This window comes from Variovorax sp. 01N429, from assembly GCF_056399425.1.
Genome location: NZ_JBFTRG010000006.1, coordinates 324,004 through 340,228, shown reverse-complemented (window position 1 = coordinate 340,228; position 16,225 = coordinate 324,004). Strand labels below are relative to the sequence as shown.

The 16,225-nt window shown below is 62.8% G+C and carries 12 protein-coding genes, 1 tRNA gene and 1 pseudogene; 6 read left to right on the top strand and 8 right to left on the bottom strand.

Features of this window, described 5'->3' with window-relative positions; translation table 11 throughout:
• Nucleotides 1–467 precede the first annotated feature (467 nt).
• Entirely contained in the window at nucleotides 468–1,310 is an 843-nt protein-coding gene (locus AC1DSF_RS13890; protein ID WP_478142852.1) for a D-alanyl-D-alanine carboxypeptidase family protein, read from the top strand.
• A 991-nt stretch (nucleotides 1,311–2,301) separates the two neighbouring features.
• Here the strand turns inward: AC1DSF_RS13890 and AC1DSF_RS13885 are convergent.
• Together AC1DSF_RS13885 and AC1DSF_RS13880 are read right to left on the bottom strand one after the other, a co-directional pair.
• Nucleotides 2,302–2,378: transfer RNA gene (locus AC1DSF_RS13885), tRNA-Asp, on the bottom strand.
• A 603-nt stretch (nucleotides 2,379–2,981) separates the two neighbouring features.
• Nucleotides 2,982–3,181 (bottom strand): annotated as a pseudogene (locus AC1DSF_RS13880) (transposase); the annotation flags it as partial.
• Between the two features lie 95 nt (nucleotides 3,182–3,276).
• Here AC1DSF_RS13880 and AC1DSF_RS13875 point away from each other — a divergent pair.
• Complete coding sequence (locus tag AC1DSF_RS13875; protein WP_478123440.1) at nucleotides 3,277–4,464, top strand: aminotransferase-like domain-containing protein; 1,188 nt, start codon at nucleotides 3,277–3,279, stop codon at nucleotides 4,462–4,464.
• Between the two features lie 40 nt (nucleotides 4,465–4,504).
• On the opposite strand, the gene blaOXA is transcribed toward AC1DSF_RS13875, so the two are convergent.
• Nucleotides 4,505–5,314: a class D beta-lactamase gene (gene blaOXA / locus AC1DSF_RS13870; protein ID WP_478123439.1), complete on the bottom strand. Its 810-nt coding sequence runs from the start codon at nucleotides 5,312–5,314 to the stop codon at nucleotides 4,505–4,507.
• Between the two features lie 133 nt (nucleotides 5,315–5,447).
• Here blaOXA and AC1DSF_RS13865 point away from each other — a divergent pair, with 133 nt between their 5' ends.
• The gene (locus AC1DSF_RS13865; protein ID WP_478123438.1) at nucleotides 5,448–6,599 is read left to right on the top strand and encodes a serine hydrolase domain-containing protein; all 1,152 of its coding nucleotides are present in this window, start codon (nucleotides 5,448–5,450) and stop codon (nucleotides 6,597–6,599) included.
• Between the two features lie 16 nt (nucleotides 6,600–6,615).
• Here the strand turns inward: AC1DSF_RS13865 and AC1DSF_RS13860 are convergent, their stop codons facing one another.
• From AC1DSF_RS13860 to mfd, 3 genes are read right to left on the bottom strand one after another with little or no spacing between them, the layout of a single operon-like run.
• Nucleotides 6,616–7,887, bottom strand: coding sequence for a cystathionine gamma-synthase family protein (locus tag AC1DSF_RS13860; RefSeq protein WP_478123437.1), 1,272 nt, complete (start codon nucleotides 7,885–7,887; stop codon nucleotides 6,616–6,618).
• Nucleotides 7,888–7,891: 4 nt separating this feature from the next.
• Nucleotides 7,892–8,602, bottom strand: coding sequence for a phosphoserine phosphatase SerB (gene serB, locus AC1DSF_RS13855; RefSeq protein WP_478123436.1), 711 nt, complete (start codon nucleotides 8,600–8,602; stop codon nucleotides 7,892–7,894).
• Nucleotides 8,599–12,081, bottom strand: a complete 3,483-nt coding sequence (mfd, locus tag AC1DSF_RS13850) for a transcription-repair coupling factor (RefSeq protein ID WP_478123435.1) — start codon at nucleotides 12,079–12,081, stop codon at nucleotides 8,599–8,601. Before mfd ends, serB begins: the two co-directional genes overlap by 4 nt.
• Nucleotides 12,082–12,210: 129 nt before the next feature.
• On the opposite strand from mfd, the gene ispD reads away from it, so the two are divergent.
• Both ispD and ispF read left to right on the top strand, forming a co-directional pair.
• Complete coding sequence (gene ispD / locus AC1DSF_RS13845; protein ID WP_478123434.1) at nucleotides 12,211–12,927, top strand: 2-C-methyl-D-erythritol 4-phosphate cytidylyltransferase; 717 nt, start codon at nucleotides 12,211–12,213, stop codon at nucleotides 12,925–12,927.
• A complete protein-coding gene (ispF, locus tag AC1DSF_RS13840) occupies nucleotides 12,920–13,405 on the top strand; it encodes a 2-C-methyl-D-erythritol 2,4-cyclodiphosphate synthase (RefSeq protein WP_478123433.1) in 486 nt (161 codons plus the stop codon). The genes ispD and ispF overlap by 8 nt, the downstream gene beginning before the upstream one ends.
• Here the strand turns inward: ispF and AC1DSF_RS13835 are convergent.
• Together AC1DSF_RS13835 and ompR are read right to left on the bottom strand one after the other, a co-directional pair.
• Nucleotides 13,396–14,844: a sensor histidine kinase gene (locus AC1DSF_RS13835; protein ID WP_478123972.1), complete on the bottom strand. Its 1,449-nt coding sequence runs from the start codon at nucleotides 14,842–14,844 to the stop codon at nucleotides 13,396–13,398. The two genes, ispF and AC1DSF_RS13835, sit on opposite strands and share 10 nt — an antisense overlap.
• An 83-nt stretch (nucleotides 14,845–14,927) precedes the next feature.
• On the bottom strand, nucleotides 14,928–15,659 hold the full coding sequence (gene ompR, locus AC1DSF_RS13830) for an osmolarity response regulator transcription factor OmpR (protein WP_028250078.1): 732 nt from the start codon (nucleotides 15,657–15,659) through the stop codon (nucleotides 14,928–14,930).
• Nucleotides 15,660–15,830: 171 nt separating this feature from the next.
• On the opposite strand from ompR, the gene AC1DSF_RS13825 reads away from it, so the two are divergent.
• Nucleotides 15,831–16,190, top strand: coding sequence for a hypothetical protein (locus AC1DSF_RS13825; RefSeq protein ID WP_478123432.1), 360 nt, complete (start codon nucleotides 15,831–15,833; stop codon nucleotides 16,188–16,190).
• The last annotated feature ends 35 nt before the right edge of the window (nucleotides 16,191–16,225 follow it).

Genomic DNA, 16,225 nt, shown 5'->3' with positions numbered 1-16,225 from the left:
ATTATTGTTAAGGACGCCTGCGCGTTTGCATTTTGAAGCCAAAACAGTCCACTAAAAAGCAGAGATGGAAGAATTGCAATTCTTCTAAGTTTCATTAGAACTTTCTTTTACCTTTTATTAAACAATGATGTGACTCAGAGATTTGTAGCATTCACTGAGCAAATGCAGCATATCAACTCAAAAACAAACTGGCGGCGCCTCACGTGCTGCCAAAAAATTAGGACAAGTCTGAAACAGAAATTTCTGATCTATGAAAAAATATGGAATGTAATGGGAGGTATTTTTGCAACGCTAGGGGATCTGCTTAATCGCGCCCTATCTCTAGAATAAATTGGTAGGCCAGGTTGGACCTTGAATTCAGACAAGTAACAGAGCACGAGACCTCACCGTATGGGCCTACCGTTTCGGTGGCAGGCTTGGGCGACGGTCATGCACCCGGGGATGAGCTTTCCCCGTGGCTAGAGCCCGTGCTGACATCCGCATCGGCTGTAATCCGATCAAAGCCTTTTAACGGCTTTGATGGTGTAGAGATTTGGGGCAAGGGCGCCGACAAGGCTCTGCGGCCTGGATCTATGACGAAGCTGCTGACCGCCTATACCGGGCTGCTCTGGTTAAAGAGGCTGAAGGCTCTCGACGTCCAACTAGTGTGTCGCCCCGAGGACGCCACCGGGGGCTCAGCTAACAACCTCGTGGCCGGGGACATCCTTCATGTGGACGACGCGCTTGCCAATATGGGACTTCCGTCTTCTAATGTAACTACCTCCGTGTGGGCACGGACCATCGGCTCGATGATTCTTGAACAGGAGGAGAAGAAGGGAAGTGGCTTGGCGCGATTCGTCGCCGAGATGAACACCGTAAGTAAGGCACTTTGCATGAAGAACAGCCGTTGGGGCAACCCCTCGGGCCTGGACGGCGGAAACAACTTGTCCAGCGCCCGTGACTTAGCGCTGTTATGCGAAATCTCGGACCAAAATCACCCCGAAATCTCGCGGATATGGTCGAAGGCAAAACTGTCAGTGACCGTCGGGGGGCCTCAAGCACGGAAAATCGTTATTGCGCATTCGGCAAACTTCATTCGAAACAGCAGCCATAACGTGACTTGGGGTAAGACGGGGACCACTCGCGCCTCGGGTTGCAGTCTACTTTGCGAAGTAAAGGCGCCGAAAGGCGATCGTTATTACTACGTCGCCTTCGGCGCGCCGACAAATGCTGACCGCTACGCCGATGCAAGTGCGGTGCTCGACGCGGCTGAAAAAGGCATCGACTGGCCGAATCTAGTGCCAGTGGTCCGCCGTCATCGGAATCGTTGAAAATTCCATTCTGCGCGGAACGGAATAGCCTTCTGCGCGCGTGCGAATGGTTGCGCTGCTGGCTGCGTAGGACCCATGGTGGCCAAGAAAGACGAAGCGCCCTGACGGATTGTGGATGACTTCCCGTCGAGCGATGATGCCTATTTCTTGAGCACTTCCAGCCCTGCGCCCAAGTCCTTGTTGGCGTTGGATATTCCTGAATGTGTGCGGAAGAGCGCTAACAACGGTTAACACAACGGCGCCATATTAAATACTGTGCCTAACAAGCTGCAAATCGCACATATCCGGGAATTCATCTACCATTTCCGCACGTGAGGGCAATCGCCATGACCTTGGACGAATTCGGCGCGGCGCTAGCCGCCCTGCGCCGGAGGGTCTCCGACTTCTGCCGTATGACCGGCCTGCACCGCAATACGCCCTCGCGCTGCCGCACCGAAGGCGCGGATATCCCCAATGGGTGCCCAAGCATCTGCCGTTGCTGCTGAAGTTGCAGCGCCTGCACGGCGCCTATTTGGTGCCGGCAAAACCCGGGCGCGGTGCCGCCGAGCCAGACCGGGACGGCAAGGCGTCGAGGCAAAGCGCCCCATGAGCGAGACCACACTCGACACCGCGACCGCGCTGCTCGCCGGCATGCTGTACCTGGCTGCCGTGCTCTACGCCGTCGCGTTTTCGTTGAAGGCGAGGCAGACTCATTGCCGCTTTTGGATCGCATGCGCAGCCTTGATGGGGCTCGAGCGCGGCAATCTGGTCCTGCCCCTTCGCTCTCATGCCGCACTTCTCGCGCATCCTCGTCCTTACGTTCCTCCAGGGCACGGCCAGAACCAGAGAGTGCATGCGGCCAGAGCACTCCGTGCGCGGCCTCTCCCGGGAGGACCCGGTATGCGGCGCCCAAGCGCGGAAGTAGCCCTTTTTGGTCCATTCAAAGAATGGCCGGCGCGTTGGCGGGTAGAAAAGAAAAACGGGCCGAAAAGGCCCGTATTTCATAGCTATGTGGCGGAGCGGACGGGACTCGAACCCGCGACCCCCGGCGTGACAGGCCGGTATTCTAACCAACTGAACTACCACTCCTGACTAACCCTCGACCCACGCGAGTATGCCTGTCTGCGCTTTGTCTGTCACGTGTCCCGTATGTTGCGGGCTTATTTGATTGAACCTGCGCAGATGACAGCGACATCCGAGCACTGACCAGTGCGCAAGCCGAGTGGCGGCATCGAGATCAACATCGGTCCGGTTCGGGTTCGGCCGCGCGGGATATCGACGAGTTGGGTCAGTGCCTCGTGCTCGGCGCGCTGATGAGCGCCGCCAAGTGATCGCGTGGCGGCATTGTCATGTTGCCGGTGACGTAAGCTTGATCGATACAAAGAAGAGGTCGCCGTATCACTGTCATCGGCCTCCTGCGAGTGAGCGTCTCGAGCCTCATGGAGCTGAGCTGATAGATGTTTCGCGGGCACACCAACTCGTGGCGTGACGGGCGGAGTGGGCTGCTGCCGGTTTCAAAGACCCCTTTTTAAGGTGTCTTTGAAACGGGAGGTGGTTCACGCGAACGAGAAGGCAATTCAGCCTAGAGTTCAAGCGTGAAGCAGCCATGTTGGTGGAGGAATGAGGGCGTGGCCGTGCCGCAGGCTGCCCGTGACGTCAATGTGCACGAGAAGGTGCTGAAGGCGGCGACCCAATGCGAAGCATCGTCTCGATGGCGAACGGCGGGCGGCCAGTCTTTGCCCTCGGGCTGAGTGGCTCGACGATCTGCACCAACGCGCGCCAGGGCGCCACCCGATCCATCTCGTCGAGGATTCGCGCTTGCGCGTCTTCTTCGTCGACATATTCAAGCCCTGACCGAGCTGCGTCCGGCGCCTCACGCGTTTGGAACTCATGGCTCCAGATCACGCAAGGCCCGGGCTTGTTTGCAGACCATCCTAGTCCCCCTGCGACAATGGACGCCTGCAACTCTTCGACAGAAGGCCCCGACATGCAATTCGCTTCCCGTCTCGACAATGTTGAAACCTCCGCCATCCGCGAACTCTTCAAGCTGCTCGGCACGCCCGGCATCATCAGCTTTGCAGGCGGCTTTCCGGACAGCGCGATGTTCGATGTCGAAGGGCTGAGGGAAGCCAGCTCCAGGGCCCTGGCCGAAGAGGCCGGCGGTGCATTGCAATATGGCGCGACCGAAGGCTACGAGCCGTTGCGCACGCAACTCAGCGCCTTCATGAAGACCAAGGGCGTTGAAGTCGACCCGAGCGGTCTCATCGTCACCACCGGCAGCCAGCAGGCGCTAGATCTGCTCGGCAAGACGCTCATTTCCCCCGGCGACAAGGTCATCGTCGAAGGCCCGACTTTCCTGGCAACCATCCAGTGCTTTCGCCTCTATGGCGCGCAGTTGATCAGCGCGCCCATCGACGCCAACGGCGTGCGCACCGATGAACTCGAAAAGCTGATCGCCGAGCACAAGCCGAAGTTCGTCTACCTCATCCCGACTTTCGGCAATCCAAGCGGCGCGATGCTGAGCCTGGAGCGGCGCAAGAAGGTGCTGGAAATGGCGGTGAAGCACCAGACGCTGATCGTCGAGGACGACCCCTACGGCGATCTCTATTTCGACAAGGCACCACCGCCTTCGATCATGTCGCTGACCCGCGACGTGCCCGGCAGCCGTGAGCTGGTGGTGCACTGCGGCAGTCTCAGCAAGGTACTGAGCCCGGGTCTGCGCATTGGCTGGATGATTGGCCCGGCCGAACTCCTGGCAAAGGCCACGATGTGCAAGCAGTTCAGCGATGCGCACACCAGCACGTTCGCGCAGGCGACGGCGGCGCAGTATCTGAAAAGCGGCCGGATGCCGGCGACGCTCGCTAATGTGCGCAAGGTGTACGCCGAGCGTGCACAGGCCATGGGGGCGGCGCTGCAGAAGGAGCTCGGCGATGCGATCAGCTTCACGCAGCCCGGTGGCGGATTGTTCTTCTGGGCGCGCCTGACCGGCGCCAATGGCAAGGTCGCCGACGCCAATGTGCTCGCCAAGCGCGCCATCGAGAAGCTCGTGGCCTTCGTGCCGGGCGCTCCCTTCTTTGCGGAAAAGCCCGACCTCGCAACGCTGCGGCTGAGCTTTGCCACCGCGAACGTCGAGAAGATTCAGGAAGGCGTCGCGCGGCTTGGGGCGGCGCTCTGATAGCGGGCGCGCCGTCCTGGCCTACTGCGCCTTGATGCGCCTACTGGGCTTTAGGTAGCGCGTCGATCGAGAGCAGAACGCTTCGCGTGATGCTCTGCCGCTTCGGAAGGTCGGCGAGCCTCTTCGGAGTGTCCATGTTCATGGCGAAGAACACGGGGCCGGTCGGCCATTCGACCCAGCCGACCCACCAGCCGAGCTTGCCGGTCCACCCGGTCTTGCCCCGTAGGATCCAGTCCGGCCCCGCTTCATTGACGAGCACGTCCTTCACGAGCCTCTGGTGCTCGACCTTGAAGGGCAGCTGGTTTCGGTAAAGCCGCTGCAGGAAATCGATCTGCTCGAAGGATGAAATGGCGAGATCGCCTTCGACCCAGAACGGCTTGTCGCCAGTGGCAACCGCATTGCCGTAGCCGATCTTTCGCATGTAGGCAACCTCGCGTTCTTCGCCAAGTTCCTTGGCGAAGCGCTCGAAGACCCAGACCGTCGAGTTTCTGATCGCGGAGCGCAGGTTCTGGTCCTGGTTCCAGGCAGGCTGCGATCGCTTTACGCCGTCCCAGGGGATGACCTGGAATTCATCGTTCAGCAGGCCGGCGTCGAGCGCGAACAGGCTGTGCGGAATCTTGAAGGTCGACGCCGGCGAGTAGCGCCGCTCGGCGCGCGCCGGGTTGTAGACCAGGGCCTGCGGGGACTTGCCGCGGGCGTCGAGCACGACGATGCTGCCTTGAACATTCGCCTCGGCGAAGAAGCGGGACCATTCGGTCTTTTCCTGAAACTGCGGGGCGGCCAATGCGAATGGCGCAAACCCTGCAGTGAGGGCGGAGAGGGCGGAGAGCACGATGTTTCTGCGATTCATGGCGGCAAGTCTAAAGAGCAAGTGCGCGCCCGAATCTGCAAAGACCCCCATCAGTGAAAAGGATGAAGCCCCGAATCGCTTCGAGCGCAGAATGTCCCGCGCGCGATTTCCCTTCAACAAACTGGAGATGATCATGGCATTCGACGGTTCGGCCATTGCGGCGTTGCTGGATGGCTCTGTATCGAAAGGCGCTCTGCATGGCATTGCGGCGGTGGTGGTCGACCGCAACGGTCAGCTGTTCCATCACGCGGCCGGCGAGGCCACCGAGCACACCTTGTTCCGCAATGCGTCCATGACCAAGGCGGTTGCCACCACCGCCGCGCTGCAGCTTGTGGAGCAGGGGCGGCTGAGCCTCGACGCCGCGGTCGAATCGATCCTGCCGGAGTTCGGGGAGTTGGCCGTTCTGGACGGCTTCGACGGCGACAAGCCGCGCCTGCGCCCGCCCGCCACCAAAGCCACTGTGCGTCAGCTCATGACGCACTCGGCCGGGCTCGGGTACTTCTTCCTCAATGAAAAGCTGGTCCAGTACCACTCGCTGACGGGAGAGCCGAACGCGCTGTCGGGGCTCAAGCGCAGCCTCTCGGTGCCAATGGTCAACGACCCGGGCACTGCGTGGGAATACGGCGTCAACAGCGACTGGCTCGGGCTCATCGTGGAAAAGCTTTCGGGTCAGAGCCTCGGCAGCTATTTGCAGCAGCACGTCTATGGGCCGCTGGGAATGACTGATTCGACCTTCGAGCCCAGCACCGAGCAGCGGGCTCGATTGCTCCGCGTGATGCAGCGCCAGCCGGACGGCAAGCTCGTGCCGTCACCCTATGACTTGCCGCCCACCTCGGAGTGGGACGCCGCCGGCCACGGCTCTTACGGATCGGTACAGGACTATGGCCGCTTCGTGCAGGCCTGGCTGAACGACGGCGCCGGCATTCTCAAGCCAGCGACCGTGGAGTTGGCGCTGCAAAACCACCTTGGCGACATCCAACTGCCCGCACTGATCAAGTCGGCGATGCCGGATTTGTCGAACGATGTTCCTTCACTTCCGGTTCCGCAGTCCTGGGGGTTGGGCTTCCATCTCACGCTGGCCGACCTGCCGGGCATGCGCAGCAAAGGAACCGGAGACTGGGCGGGCGTCTTCAATTCGTACTACTGGATCGACCGCTCGAAAGGGATCGGCGGCGTGCTGATGACCCAGGTGCTTCCCTTCTTCGACATGCCGGTCGTCGAGACGCTCATCGCTTTCGAGATGGCGGTCTATCAGCAAGTGGGTGCAGCCGTGCCGGCAGCCTGAGCGAAGGCGCAGCCAGTCAGGCGCGAATGTCTGAACCCAGAGCGCGATCGAAATCCGCGATCAGTTCGTCCGCGGATTCCAGCCCGACGGAGACGCGCACGAGCCCATCGGCAATGCCCATCTCGGCGCGCACCTTGGCTCCGGCTTCCCAGTAGATCGTCGGCGCAACCGGAATCACCAGCGTGCGGTTGTCGCCCAGTCCGGTCGCCTTGATCGGAAGCCTGAGCCGGTCAAGCGCCGCGAGCATGTCGATGCCTTCGCGCAATTCGAATGCGAGCAGCCAAGAGCCCGCTTTGAAGTGCCGCAGTGCCAGCGCGTGCTTCGGATGGCTTTCCAGCATCGGATAGTGCACAGCGCCGACCGCCGGGTGGGTCTGCAGAAAGCGGGCGAGCGACAACGCGGTCGCGCTGGTCTGTGCCACGCGCAGCGCGAGGGTTTCGGCGCCGAGGCTGATGCGGTGGGCTTGCTCGGGCGACAGCGATGCCCCCATGTCGCGCAGCCCCTTCTTGCGAAGCTGCTGCAATCCCTGCTGACGCGCATCGAGATTGCGATAGCTCGCCGAGATGTTGGGGTACGCCGACCAGTCGAAAAGCCCCGTGTCGGTCACCGCTCCGCCCAGTGCGGCGCCATGTCCGCCGATGGTCTTGGTCAGAGAATTCACGACGAGCCCCGCGCCAACTGTCTTTGGCAGGAAGAGGGCAGGCGATGTGATCGTGTTGTCGACGACGTAGAGCAGCCCACGTTCGCGGCACAGCGCGCCGATCGCTTCGATGTCCGGAATCTGCGTGCCGGGATTGGCAACGGTTTCGACAAAGACCAGCCGCGTTTCCGGCCGCAGCGCGGCGCGCACGTTGTCCACCGAGCCCGCATCGACCTTGGTGACACCGACGCCCAGGTCGCCCAGCGTGCCGAAAAGGCTGTTGGTGTTGCCGAACACGAAATGGCTCGAGACCATGTGATCGCCGGCCCGCAGCAGCGTGAGAAAGACCGCACTGATGGCAGCCATGCCGGTGGAAAAACAGACGGTGCCGATGCCTTGTTCGAGCAACGTGATCTTGGCTTCGAGCGCCGCCGTGGTCGGCGTGCCCTGGCGTGCATAGCTGTAGCTGCCCTTGAGCGTGCCCTGGAACACGCCGATGAGGTCTTCCACCCGGTCGAAGCCGAACTGCACCGCCGTATGAATCGGCTTGTGAATGCTGCCGTGCTCGGTGCCAAAGCGCCGATCGGCATGCAAGATGTCCGAGGCTGCCGGCGGATTCTTGTCGCTGGCTTCGGTGGGGTGGGTCATGGTGTCACCTCAGTAGTTCGAGCAGACGGTCGAGACCGCCCTCGTTGATCGCGACCATGGCTTGTTCGCGCACCTTCGGCTTGGCGTGATAGGCCACCGAGAGACCGGCTTCGCCCATCATCGGCAAGTCGTTGGCGCCGTCGCCGACCGCAATCGTTTCGCCGGGGGAAATGCCGAGCAGCGACGCCACTTCCAGCAAGGTCCGCCGCTTCTCGGCTCCGTCGCAGATGTCGCCCCACGATTGCTGCACGACCTGCCCGGTGAGCCGGCCTTCGGCTTCGTCCAGCAGGTTCGAGCGCGCGAAGTCGATGTCCAGTCGATCCTTCACCCGATTGGCAAAGAACGTGAAGCCGCCAGAGACCAGCAGCACCTTCATGCCAGCCGCCTTGCAGGCCGAGACGAGCTTCTCCGCGCCGGGGTTCAGTCGCAGCCGCTCGTCATAGACCCTCTGCAACGCGTCGACGGGCACGCCCTTCAGCAGTGCCACGCGGCGGCGCAGGCTTTCCTTGAAGTCCTTGATCTCGCCACGCATGGTGGCCTCGGTGATCGCGGCCACCTCAGCCTTCTTGCCCACCGCATCGGCAATCTCGTCGATGCACTCGATGTTGATCAGCGTCGAATCCATGTCGAACGCGATCAGCTTGAAATCGGCGAGCGCCAGCGGCGGCGTGAAGCGCTGGACGACGAGCCCGGGCGAATGTTCTTTGGCGTTCATGCCGTTGCGGCTTCCTGTATTTTGGGTTGGCCCAGGCTGCGAAGCACGTCGCGCACCATCTGCGCGCGGTCCTTGGGCTCCTTCAACTCGCGTTCGATGCGCAGCTTTTCGTTGCCCGCGAGCTTGATGTGCTTGTTCTTCTGGATCAGGTTGATGATGTTCATCGAATCGATCGGCGGGTCCTTCTTGAAGGTGATGTTGATCACACCAGGCGCCGCATCGACCTTCGTCACGCCGTAGGGTCGCGCGAGCACGCGCAGTCGGTGCACGTCGATCAATGTCTGTGCCTGCGGCGGCAGCTTGCCGAAGCGATCGACGATTTCTTCCAGAAGCGTGTCGATCTGGTCTGGCGTCTTGGCCGTCGCGAGCTTCTTGTAGAACGACAGGCGCAGATGCACGTCACCACAGTAGTCGTCGGGCAGAAGGGCGGGTGCGTGCAGGTTGATCTCGGTCGTCACGCTGAGCGGCGACAGCAGATCGGGCTCCTTGCCGGCCTTGAGCGAGCGAACGGCCTCGGACAGCATCTCGTTGTAGAGCTGGAAGCCGATCTCCATCATGTTGCCGCTCTGGTTTTCGCCGAGAACTTCGCCGGCGCCGCGAATCTCCAGGTCGTGCATCGCAAGATAGAAGCCCGATCCCAGTTCTTCCATCTGCTGGATGGCGTCGAGCCGCTGCGCCGCTTGCTTGGTCAGACCATCGATGTCCGGCACCATCAGATAGGCATAGGCCTGATGGTGGCTGCGGCCAACGCGGCCACGCAATTGGTGCAACTGCGCCAGGCCGAATTTGTCGGCGCGGCTCATCACGATGGTGTTGGCGCTCGGCACGTCGATGCCGGTCTCGATGATGGTCGAGCACAGCAGCAGGTTGTAGCGCTGGGCCACGAAGTCGCGCATCACGCGCTCGAGTTCGCGCTCGGGCATCTGGCCATGGGCCACGGCGATGCGCGCTTCCGGCAGGATTTCTTCCAGCTTCTGGCGGCGGTTCTGGATCGTCTCGACCTCGTTGTGCAGAAAGTAGACCTGTCCGCCGCGCTTGAGTTCGCGCAGCACGGCTTCGCGGATCACGCCCGTGCCCTCATTGCGCACGAAGGTCTTGATCGCGAGTCGCCGCTGCGGCGCGGTGGCGATGACGCTCAGGTCGCGCAGGCCTTCGAGCGCCATGCCCAGCGTGCGCGGGATCGGCGTGGCGGTGAGCGTCAGCACGTCGACTTCCGCGCGCAGTGCCTTCATCGCTTCCTTGTGGCGCACCCCGAAGCGATGCTCCTCGTCGATGATCAGCAGGCCCAGGTTCTTGAACTTGACCGATTGCGAAAGCAGCTTGTGCGTGCCGACCACGATGTCGATGCTGCCATCGGCGAGGCCCTTGGATGCGGCGGTGATTTCCTTGGCCGAGCGGAAGCGGCTCATCTCGGCGACCTTGACTGGCCATTTCGCGAAACGGTCGACCAGTGTCTGATAGTGCTGTTCAGCCAGGAGCGTGGTGGGCGCGAGGAAGGCGACCTGCTTGCCGCCAGTCATCGCGATGAATGCGGCGCGCAACGCCACTTCGGTCTTGCCGAACCCCACGTCGCCGCAAACCAGGCGGTCCATCGGCTGCGGCGAAATCATGTCCTGGATGACCGCGTGAATGGCGGCCTTCTGGTCGGCCGTCTCGTCGAATCCGAAATCGTTGGCGAAGACCTCATAGTCGGCCGCGGAGAAGCGGAATGCGTGGCCTTCACGCGCGGCACGGCGCGCGTAGATGTTCAACAACTCGGCAGCCGAATCGCGCACTTGCTCCGCCGCCTTGCGCTTGGCCTTTTCCCACTGGCCGGAGCCGAGCTTGTGCAGGGGCGCCTCGTCGGCGCTGACGCCGGTATACCGGCTGATGAGATGCAGTTGGGACACTGGGACGTAGAGCGTGGCCTTGTCGGCATATTCCAGATGCAGCATTTCCTGCATCAGGGGCTTGCCGTCAGGTCCCGTGCCCTGGCCGAGATCCATGTTGATCAGCCCGCGATAGCGCCCGATGCCGTGAGCGGAATGGACCACTGGATCGCCGATGGCGAGCTCGCTCAGGTCCTTGATCAGAGCCTCGACATCGCTGACTTGCTCCTGTTTGCGGTTGCGGCGGCGCGTAGTCGGCGCGGCGGCGAAGAGTTCGGTTTCGGTGACGAGGTCGATGCCTTGTTCACGCCATGCAAAACCGGAGACCAGCGCGGCGGTGGCGATGCCGATCTTCTCGTCCGGCGACGCCTCGAATTCGGCGAGCGAATCGAAGGCCGGCGGACCGACGCCACTGGCGCGCAGGAAGTCGAGCAGGCTTTCGCGCCGGCCGTCGCTTTCGGCGATGAAAAGCACGCGGTGCGGCGTGACGCGGATGTGTTCCTTGAGCTTGACAAGCGGGTCGTCCGCGCCGCGAACCACGGCAAAGGCCGGAAGCACGTCGAATTCGGCGTAAGGCGCTTCGGTCGCCACATCGCCGCGGATGGCGAGTTGTGCGTAGGGCTTGGCGCGCTGGTAGAACTGCTCGGCATTCAGGAAAAGTGCTTCGGGCGGCAACGCCGGCCGTTCGGGATCACCACGCACCAGTCGGTAGCGCTCGCCGGTGTCCTGCCAGAAATGCTGGAAAGCGGGTTCGAGGTCACCGTGCAGCACGACGGTGGCTTCGCTGCCGAGGTAATCGAAGACGGTCGCGGTTTCTTCGAAGAAAAGTGGCAGGTAGTACTCGATGCCCGCCGTCGCGACGCCATTGCCCATGTCCTTGTAGATGCGGCTGCGGGTGGGGTCGCCTTCGAGAAGTTCGCGCCAGCGGCTGCGAAAGCGCGTGCGCGCATCGTCGTCCATCGGGAACTCGCGGCCCGGCAACAGGCGCACTTCGGGTACCGGATAGAGGCTGCGCTGCGTGTCCGGGTCGAAGGTGCGGATCGAATCGATCTCGTCATCGAACAGGTCGACACGGAAGGGCACTGGGGAGCCCATGGGAAACAGATCGATCAGCCCGCCGCGCACTGCGTATTCACCGGGACTCACGACTTGCGTGACGTGGCTGTAGCCAGCCAGTGTGAGTTGGGCCTTGAGCTTCGCCTCTTCAAGCTTCTGACCGCTCTTGAACTGGAAGGTGTAGCCCGCGAGGAACCCGGGCGGCGCGAGCCGGTAGAGCGCCGTGGTCGCCGGGACGAGCACCACGTCGGCCTCTTTCTGGCTGATGCGCCAGAGGGTTGCCAGACGCTCGCTGATCAGATCCTGGTGCGGCGAGAAGGCGTCGTAGGGGAGCGTCTCCCAGTCCGGAAAGAGCGCACAGCGCAGGTCGGGCGCAAAGAATGCGATCTCATCGATGAGGCGCTGTGCATCGGTCGCGTCCGCGGTGATCACGGCGGTTGCACGGCCGGCAGACTTTTCGCGTTGAGCCAATTGCGCCAGCAACAGTGCATCGGCCGACAGCGGTGGGCGCGGCAGCGTGAAACGCTTGCCGGCCGTGAGTTGAGGGAGGTCCATGAAGTGCCTGGAGAGCCTGGGAAGCCTGAAAATGCCCGGGGAATGCAGAACACCCCGCGCCGGGCGGCGAGGGGTGTGAAAGCGGATTCTAGAATGGCTGCTCTTTTGTCGCAGGCCAATGTCGCACCCATGTCAGCTTCCAGATTTTTCGTTCTGATCCCTTGCGCGGGGTCCGGAATTCGCGCCGGTGGACAGGGGCCGAAGCAGTATCAGCGCATCGCTGGCCGCCCGATGGTGGAGCACACGCTGGAGGTCTTCCGGTCTCTCAAGGGTCTGTTCGAGGGCATCGCGCTGGCGGTGGTGCCGGAAGACGCTGACGTGGGGATCGTTCTTCCTCGCTTCCCGGCGGCAGGTGAACACCTGCTGCGAGTCGGAGGCGCCACGCGCGCGGCCACGGTCCGCAATGGCCTGCGAGCACTGCGCCAGGCTGGGGCCGGGCCTCACGATTGGGTGTTGGTTCATGACGCAGCGCGCTGTCTGGTGACGCCGACGCAGATCGAAGCCCTGATCGCTGCTTGCGAACACGACGCCGTCGGCGGTTTGCTGGCGCATCGCCTGGCGGACACGCTCAAGGTCGCCTCGCCAGAAGGGCGCGTCGCCAGCACGGCAACCCGCGCCGACAAATGGCTTGCCCAGACGCCGCAGATGTTTCGCATCGGCATGCTGCTCGATGCGCTGGAGCGCGCCGGTGATGCAGTGACGGACGAGGCCAGTGCCATCGAGTCGGTCGGCCTCGCGCCACTGCTGGTTCCAGGAAGCGGCCAGAACTTCAAGCTCACGTTCCCGGAGGACTTTGCGCTCGCCGAAGCGATCCTGCGCAGCCGGCGGACGACGCACCATGATTGATTTCAACTTCCGCATCGGCGAGGGCTGGGATGTTCACCAGCTGGTCGCCGGCCGCAAGCTGGTGCTCGGCGGCGTCGAAGTGCCGCACATCACCGGCCTGCTGGGTCATTCGGACGCCGATGTGCTGCTGCATGCGATCACGGATGCATTGCTGGGTGCGGCGGGCCTCGGCGACATCGGGCGGCATTTTCCGGACACCGATCCGCAGTTTCTCGGCGCGGACTCGGCTGTCTTGCTGGCCGAGGCCGCACAACGGGTGCGTGCCGCGGGCTGGCAGATCGGCAATGTCGACAGCACCGTCATCGCGCAAGCGCCGAAGCTCGCGCCTCACATCCCGGCGATGTGCAAGCGCATCGCCGCGACGCTTGCCGTCGACATCGACCAAGTCAACGTGAAAGCAAAGACCGCCGAAAAACTCGGGCCAGTGGGCGAGGGCCTCGCCATGGAAGCGCGCGCCATCGTGCTGATTTACCGCTGAACGCCGAATTCCCTTTTTGCCTGGCCTTGTGCCTCCTTGTCCTTCGATGCTGAAGGATCAGGTTTGGCCGATGCCGCACGCGGCATGCGAATGTGCGCAGCCAGTCCGCGTCCTGGCGTGCTCGTGAGTGCAAAGGTGCCGCCCATGCGCTCGATGTTCTTCGTGACGATGGACAAACCCAGCCCGGCGCCGGCCGCGGAAGTTCGCGCCACGTCACCCCGGAAAAACGGCTTGCTCAGCTGCGAAAGCAGGGCAGGTGCGACGCCCGCGCCGTGGTCGCGCACCTTGATCAGCACCGCATCGTTGTGCGCCTGCGCCTGGATCGTGATATCGGCCACGCCCGTCGATGGCGTCTTGCCGTAGCGCCGTGCGTTCTCGACGAGGTTGGAGATCACGCGCTGCAACTCGACTTCGTCAGCCATCACCCGCAGATCGGACGCCACGTCGACCGTGATCTTGATGTCCTCATGATCCTGAACGGCATAGGTGCAGGCGTCGATCACGTCACGCAGCAGCACGGGCTTGAAGTCCACATGGTCCGGGCGCGCGTAGTCGAGGAACTTGTCGATGATCGCGTCGAGCTGCGCAATGTCGGCGGCCATGTGATCGCGCGCGTCCTCATCGGCCACGCTCATTTCGGTTTCGAGCCGCAATCGCGCCAGCGGAGTTCGCAGGTCGTGCGAAATGCCGGCGAGCATCACGGCGCGATCCTGCTCGATCTTGGCGAGCTGGTCGGCCATGCGGTTGAAGCCGACGTTCACCGCCCGGATTTCGTTGGTCCGGGCGCGCTCGTCCAGGCGGTGCGCCTCGTATTCGCCTTCGCGCACCTGCATCGTTGCCTGCGACAACTGCTTGAGCGGCCGGTTGATCAGCCGGGTGATCAGCGCCGCGCCCGCCAGCGACAGCGCCATGGTGGTCGCGAGCCAGATGAGCCAGGTTCGGCGATCGAGCCGGCTGAAGCGGGTGGGGTCGACCAGCAGCCAATAGGTATCGCTTTCGATGGTGAAGCCGATCCAGAGGCCGGGCTCGTCGTTGACGCGGCTCGCCACCGTCGTTCCCTCGCCGAGGCGGGCGATCAGCTCCTCGGTGACCCGCTGGTCCAGCGCGCCGCTGGTGTAGGGCAGGAAGCGATCGCCGGGTTCGCGCGGCAGGATGCGCACGCCTTCCTGGTCGGCCAGCGTCTTGATGAGCGAAACGCGGGTGATGGCGTCCGAATACACCAGCGCCGCGCGAGTGAGGTTCACGAGCGAGGCAATCTGGTGCGCGGTCTGGATGGCGCGCGGCTCGTATTCGAGCGCGCGAAAAGTCTGCAGCCAAGCGACCGTGCAGCCGACCAGCAGCAGCACGAGCAAGAAGAAGGTCCGCCAGAAAAGACTCAGCCCGAGCTGCAGCCGGGTCCGGCGCCGACGATGGCCGAGGGCGTCCAGCGGGCTCGGCAGCGTGCCCTGGGAGCTGTCCTCTGCGAGCGGGCTCGGCTGGGTGGTCTGGGGGCCGATCGTGGCGGCCACGGATCTCGACGCTTTCAGGTCGTGCCGTCCGGCACGAACACGTAGCCAACGCCCCAGACAGTCTGGATGTAGCGTGGCGCTGCGGCATCCGACTCGACCAGTTTGCGCAGGCGCGAGATCTGGACGTCGAGGCTGCGGTCGAAGGGCTCGAACTCGCGGCCGCGCGCCAGCTGCGCCAGCTTTTCGCGAGAAAGCGGCTGTCTGGGATGACGCACGAGCGCCTTCAACATCGCAAACTCGCCAGTGGTCAAGGACAACTCTTCACCATCCTTCTTGAGCGTGCGCGAGCCGAGGTCAAAGCTGAACGGCCCGAAGTTCACCGTTTCGTTGTCGGTCGATGGCGCGCCTGGTGCTTCGAGCGGCGGACGGCGGCGGAGCACCGCGTGCACGCGGGCCAGCAACTCGCGTGGATTGAAGGGCTTGCCGAGGTAGTCGTCGGCGCCAACCTCGAGGCCGACGATACGGTCCACGTCCTCACCCTTGGCCGTGAGCATGATGATGGGGGTGCGGTCGTTGGCTGCGCGCAGTCGTCGGCAGACCGAAAGGCCGTCCTCACCGGGCATCATGAGGTCGAGGACGATCAGGTCGACCGTGTCTCGCAGCAGGATGCGATTGAGAGCCTTGCCGTCTTCGGCCACGATCACCTCGAAACCTTCCTGAGTGAGGTAGCGGCGGAGTAGGTCGCGGATGCGTGCGTCGTCGTCGACGATCACGATCTTGTCTGTGCGTGCTGGAGCTTGATTCATTTTTACAACGCCAAATTTGTAACAGCACCAATTTTGAGGGTGTTGCGGAGTCGTTGAGCCGGTTTCCCGAAAGGTTTGACACTAAGTTACAAAACTTGCGGCCGCTAGCCTTCCGGACGTTCCCGCATTGCGCAGCGATGGCAAAGTGGGCTTGGAAGTCTCGCAATCCTTATGAAAACCAATAAATTCGCGGTACCTGTCTTGCTCACGACCTTCTGCCTCACCGGCTGGGCGGGGAGCTTCAGCTTCATGAACGTCAACGACCAGCGGCGGAGCGACGGCTCCGACGCGCAACGGCCCAGTATCGGTGTCAAGCGCAGCGAGATGGCTGGCGGCCGCCGCCTGACAGCTGCAGAGTTGGCGCAGCTGAGGCAGCAGGTGCGCCAGCAATGGTCTCCGGCTCCGCGGCAGGATATTGCCAGGTCGGCAGAAACCCAGACTGCTGACCGAATCGACCGTATGGACCGTATCGCACCGGTACCCGCTACCAAGGGCATCACGCTGGATTCGCCAGGACGGCCGCGTCGCTGAGTGGCGCCCCGTGCGGGCGCCGCCTACTTTCCACC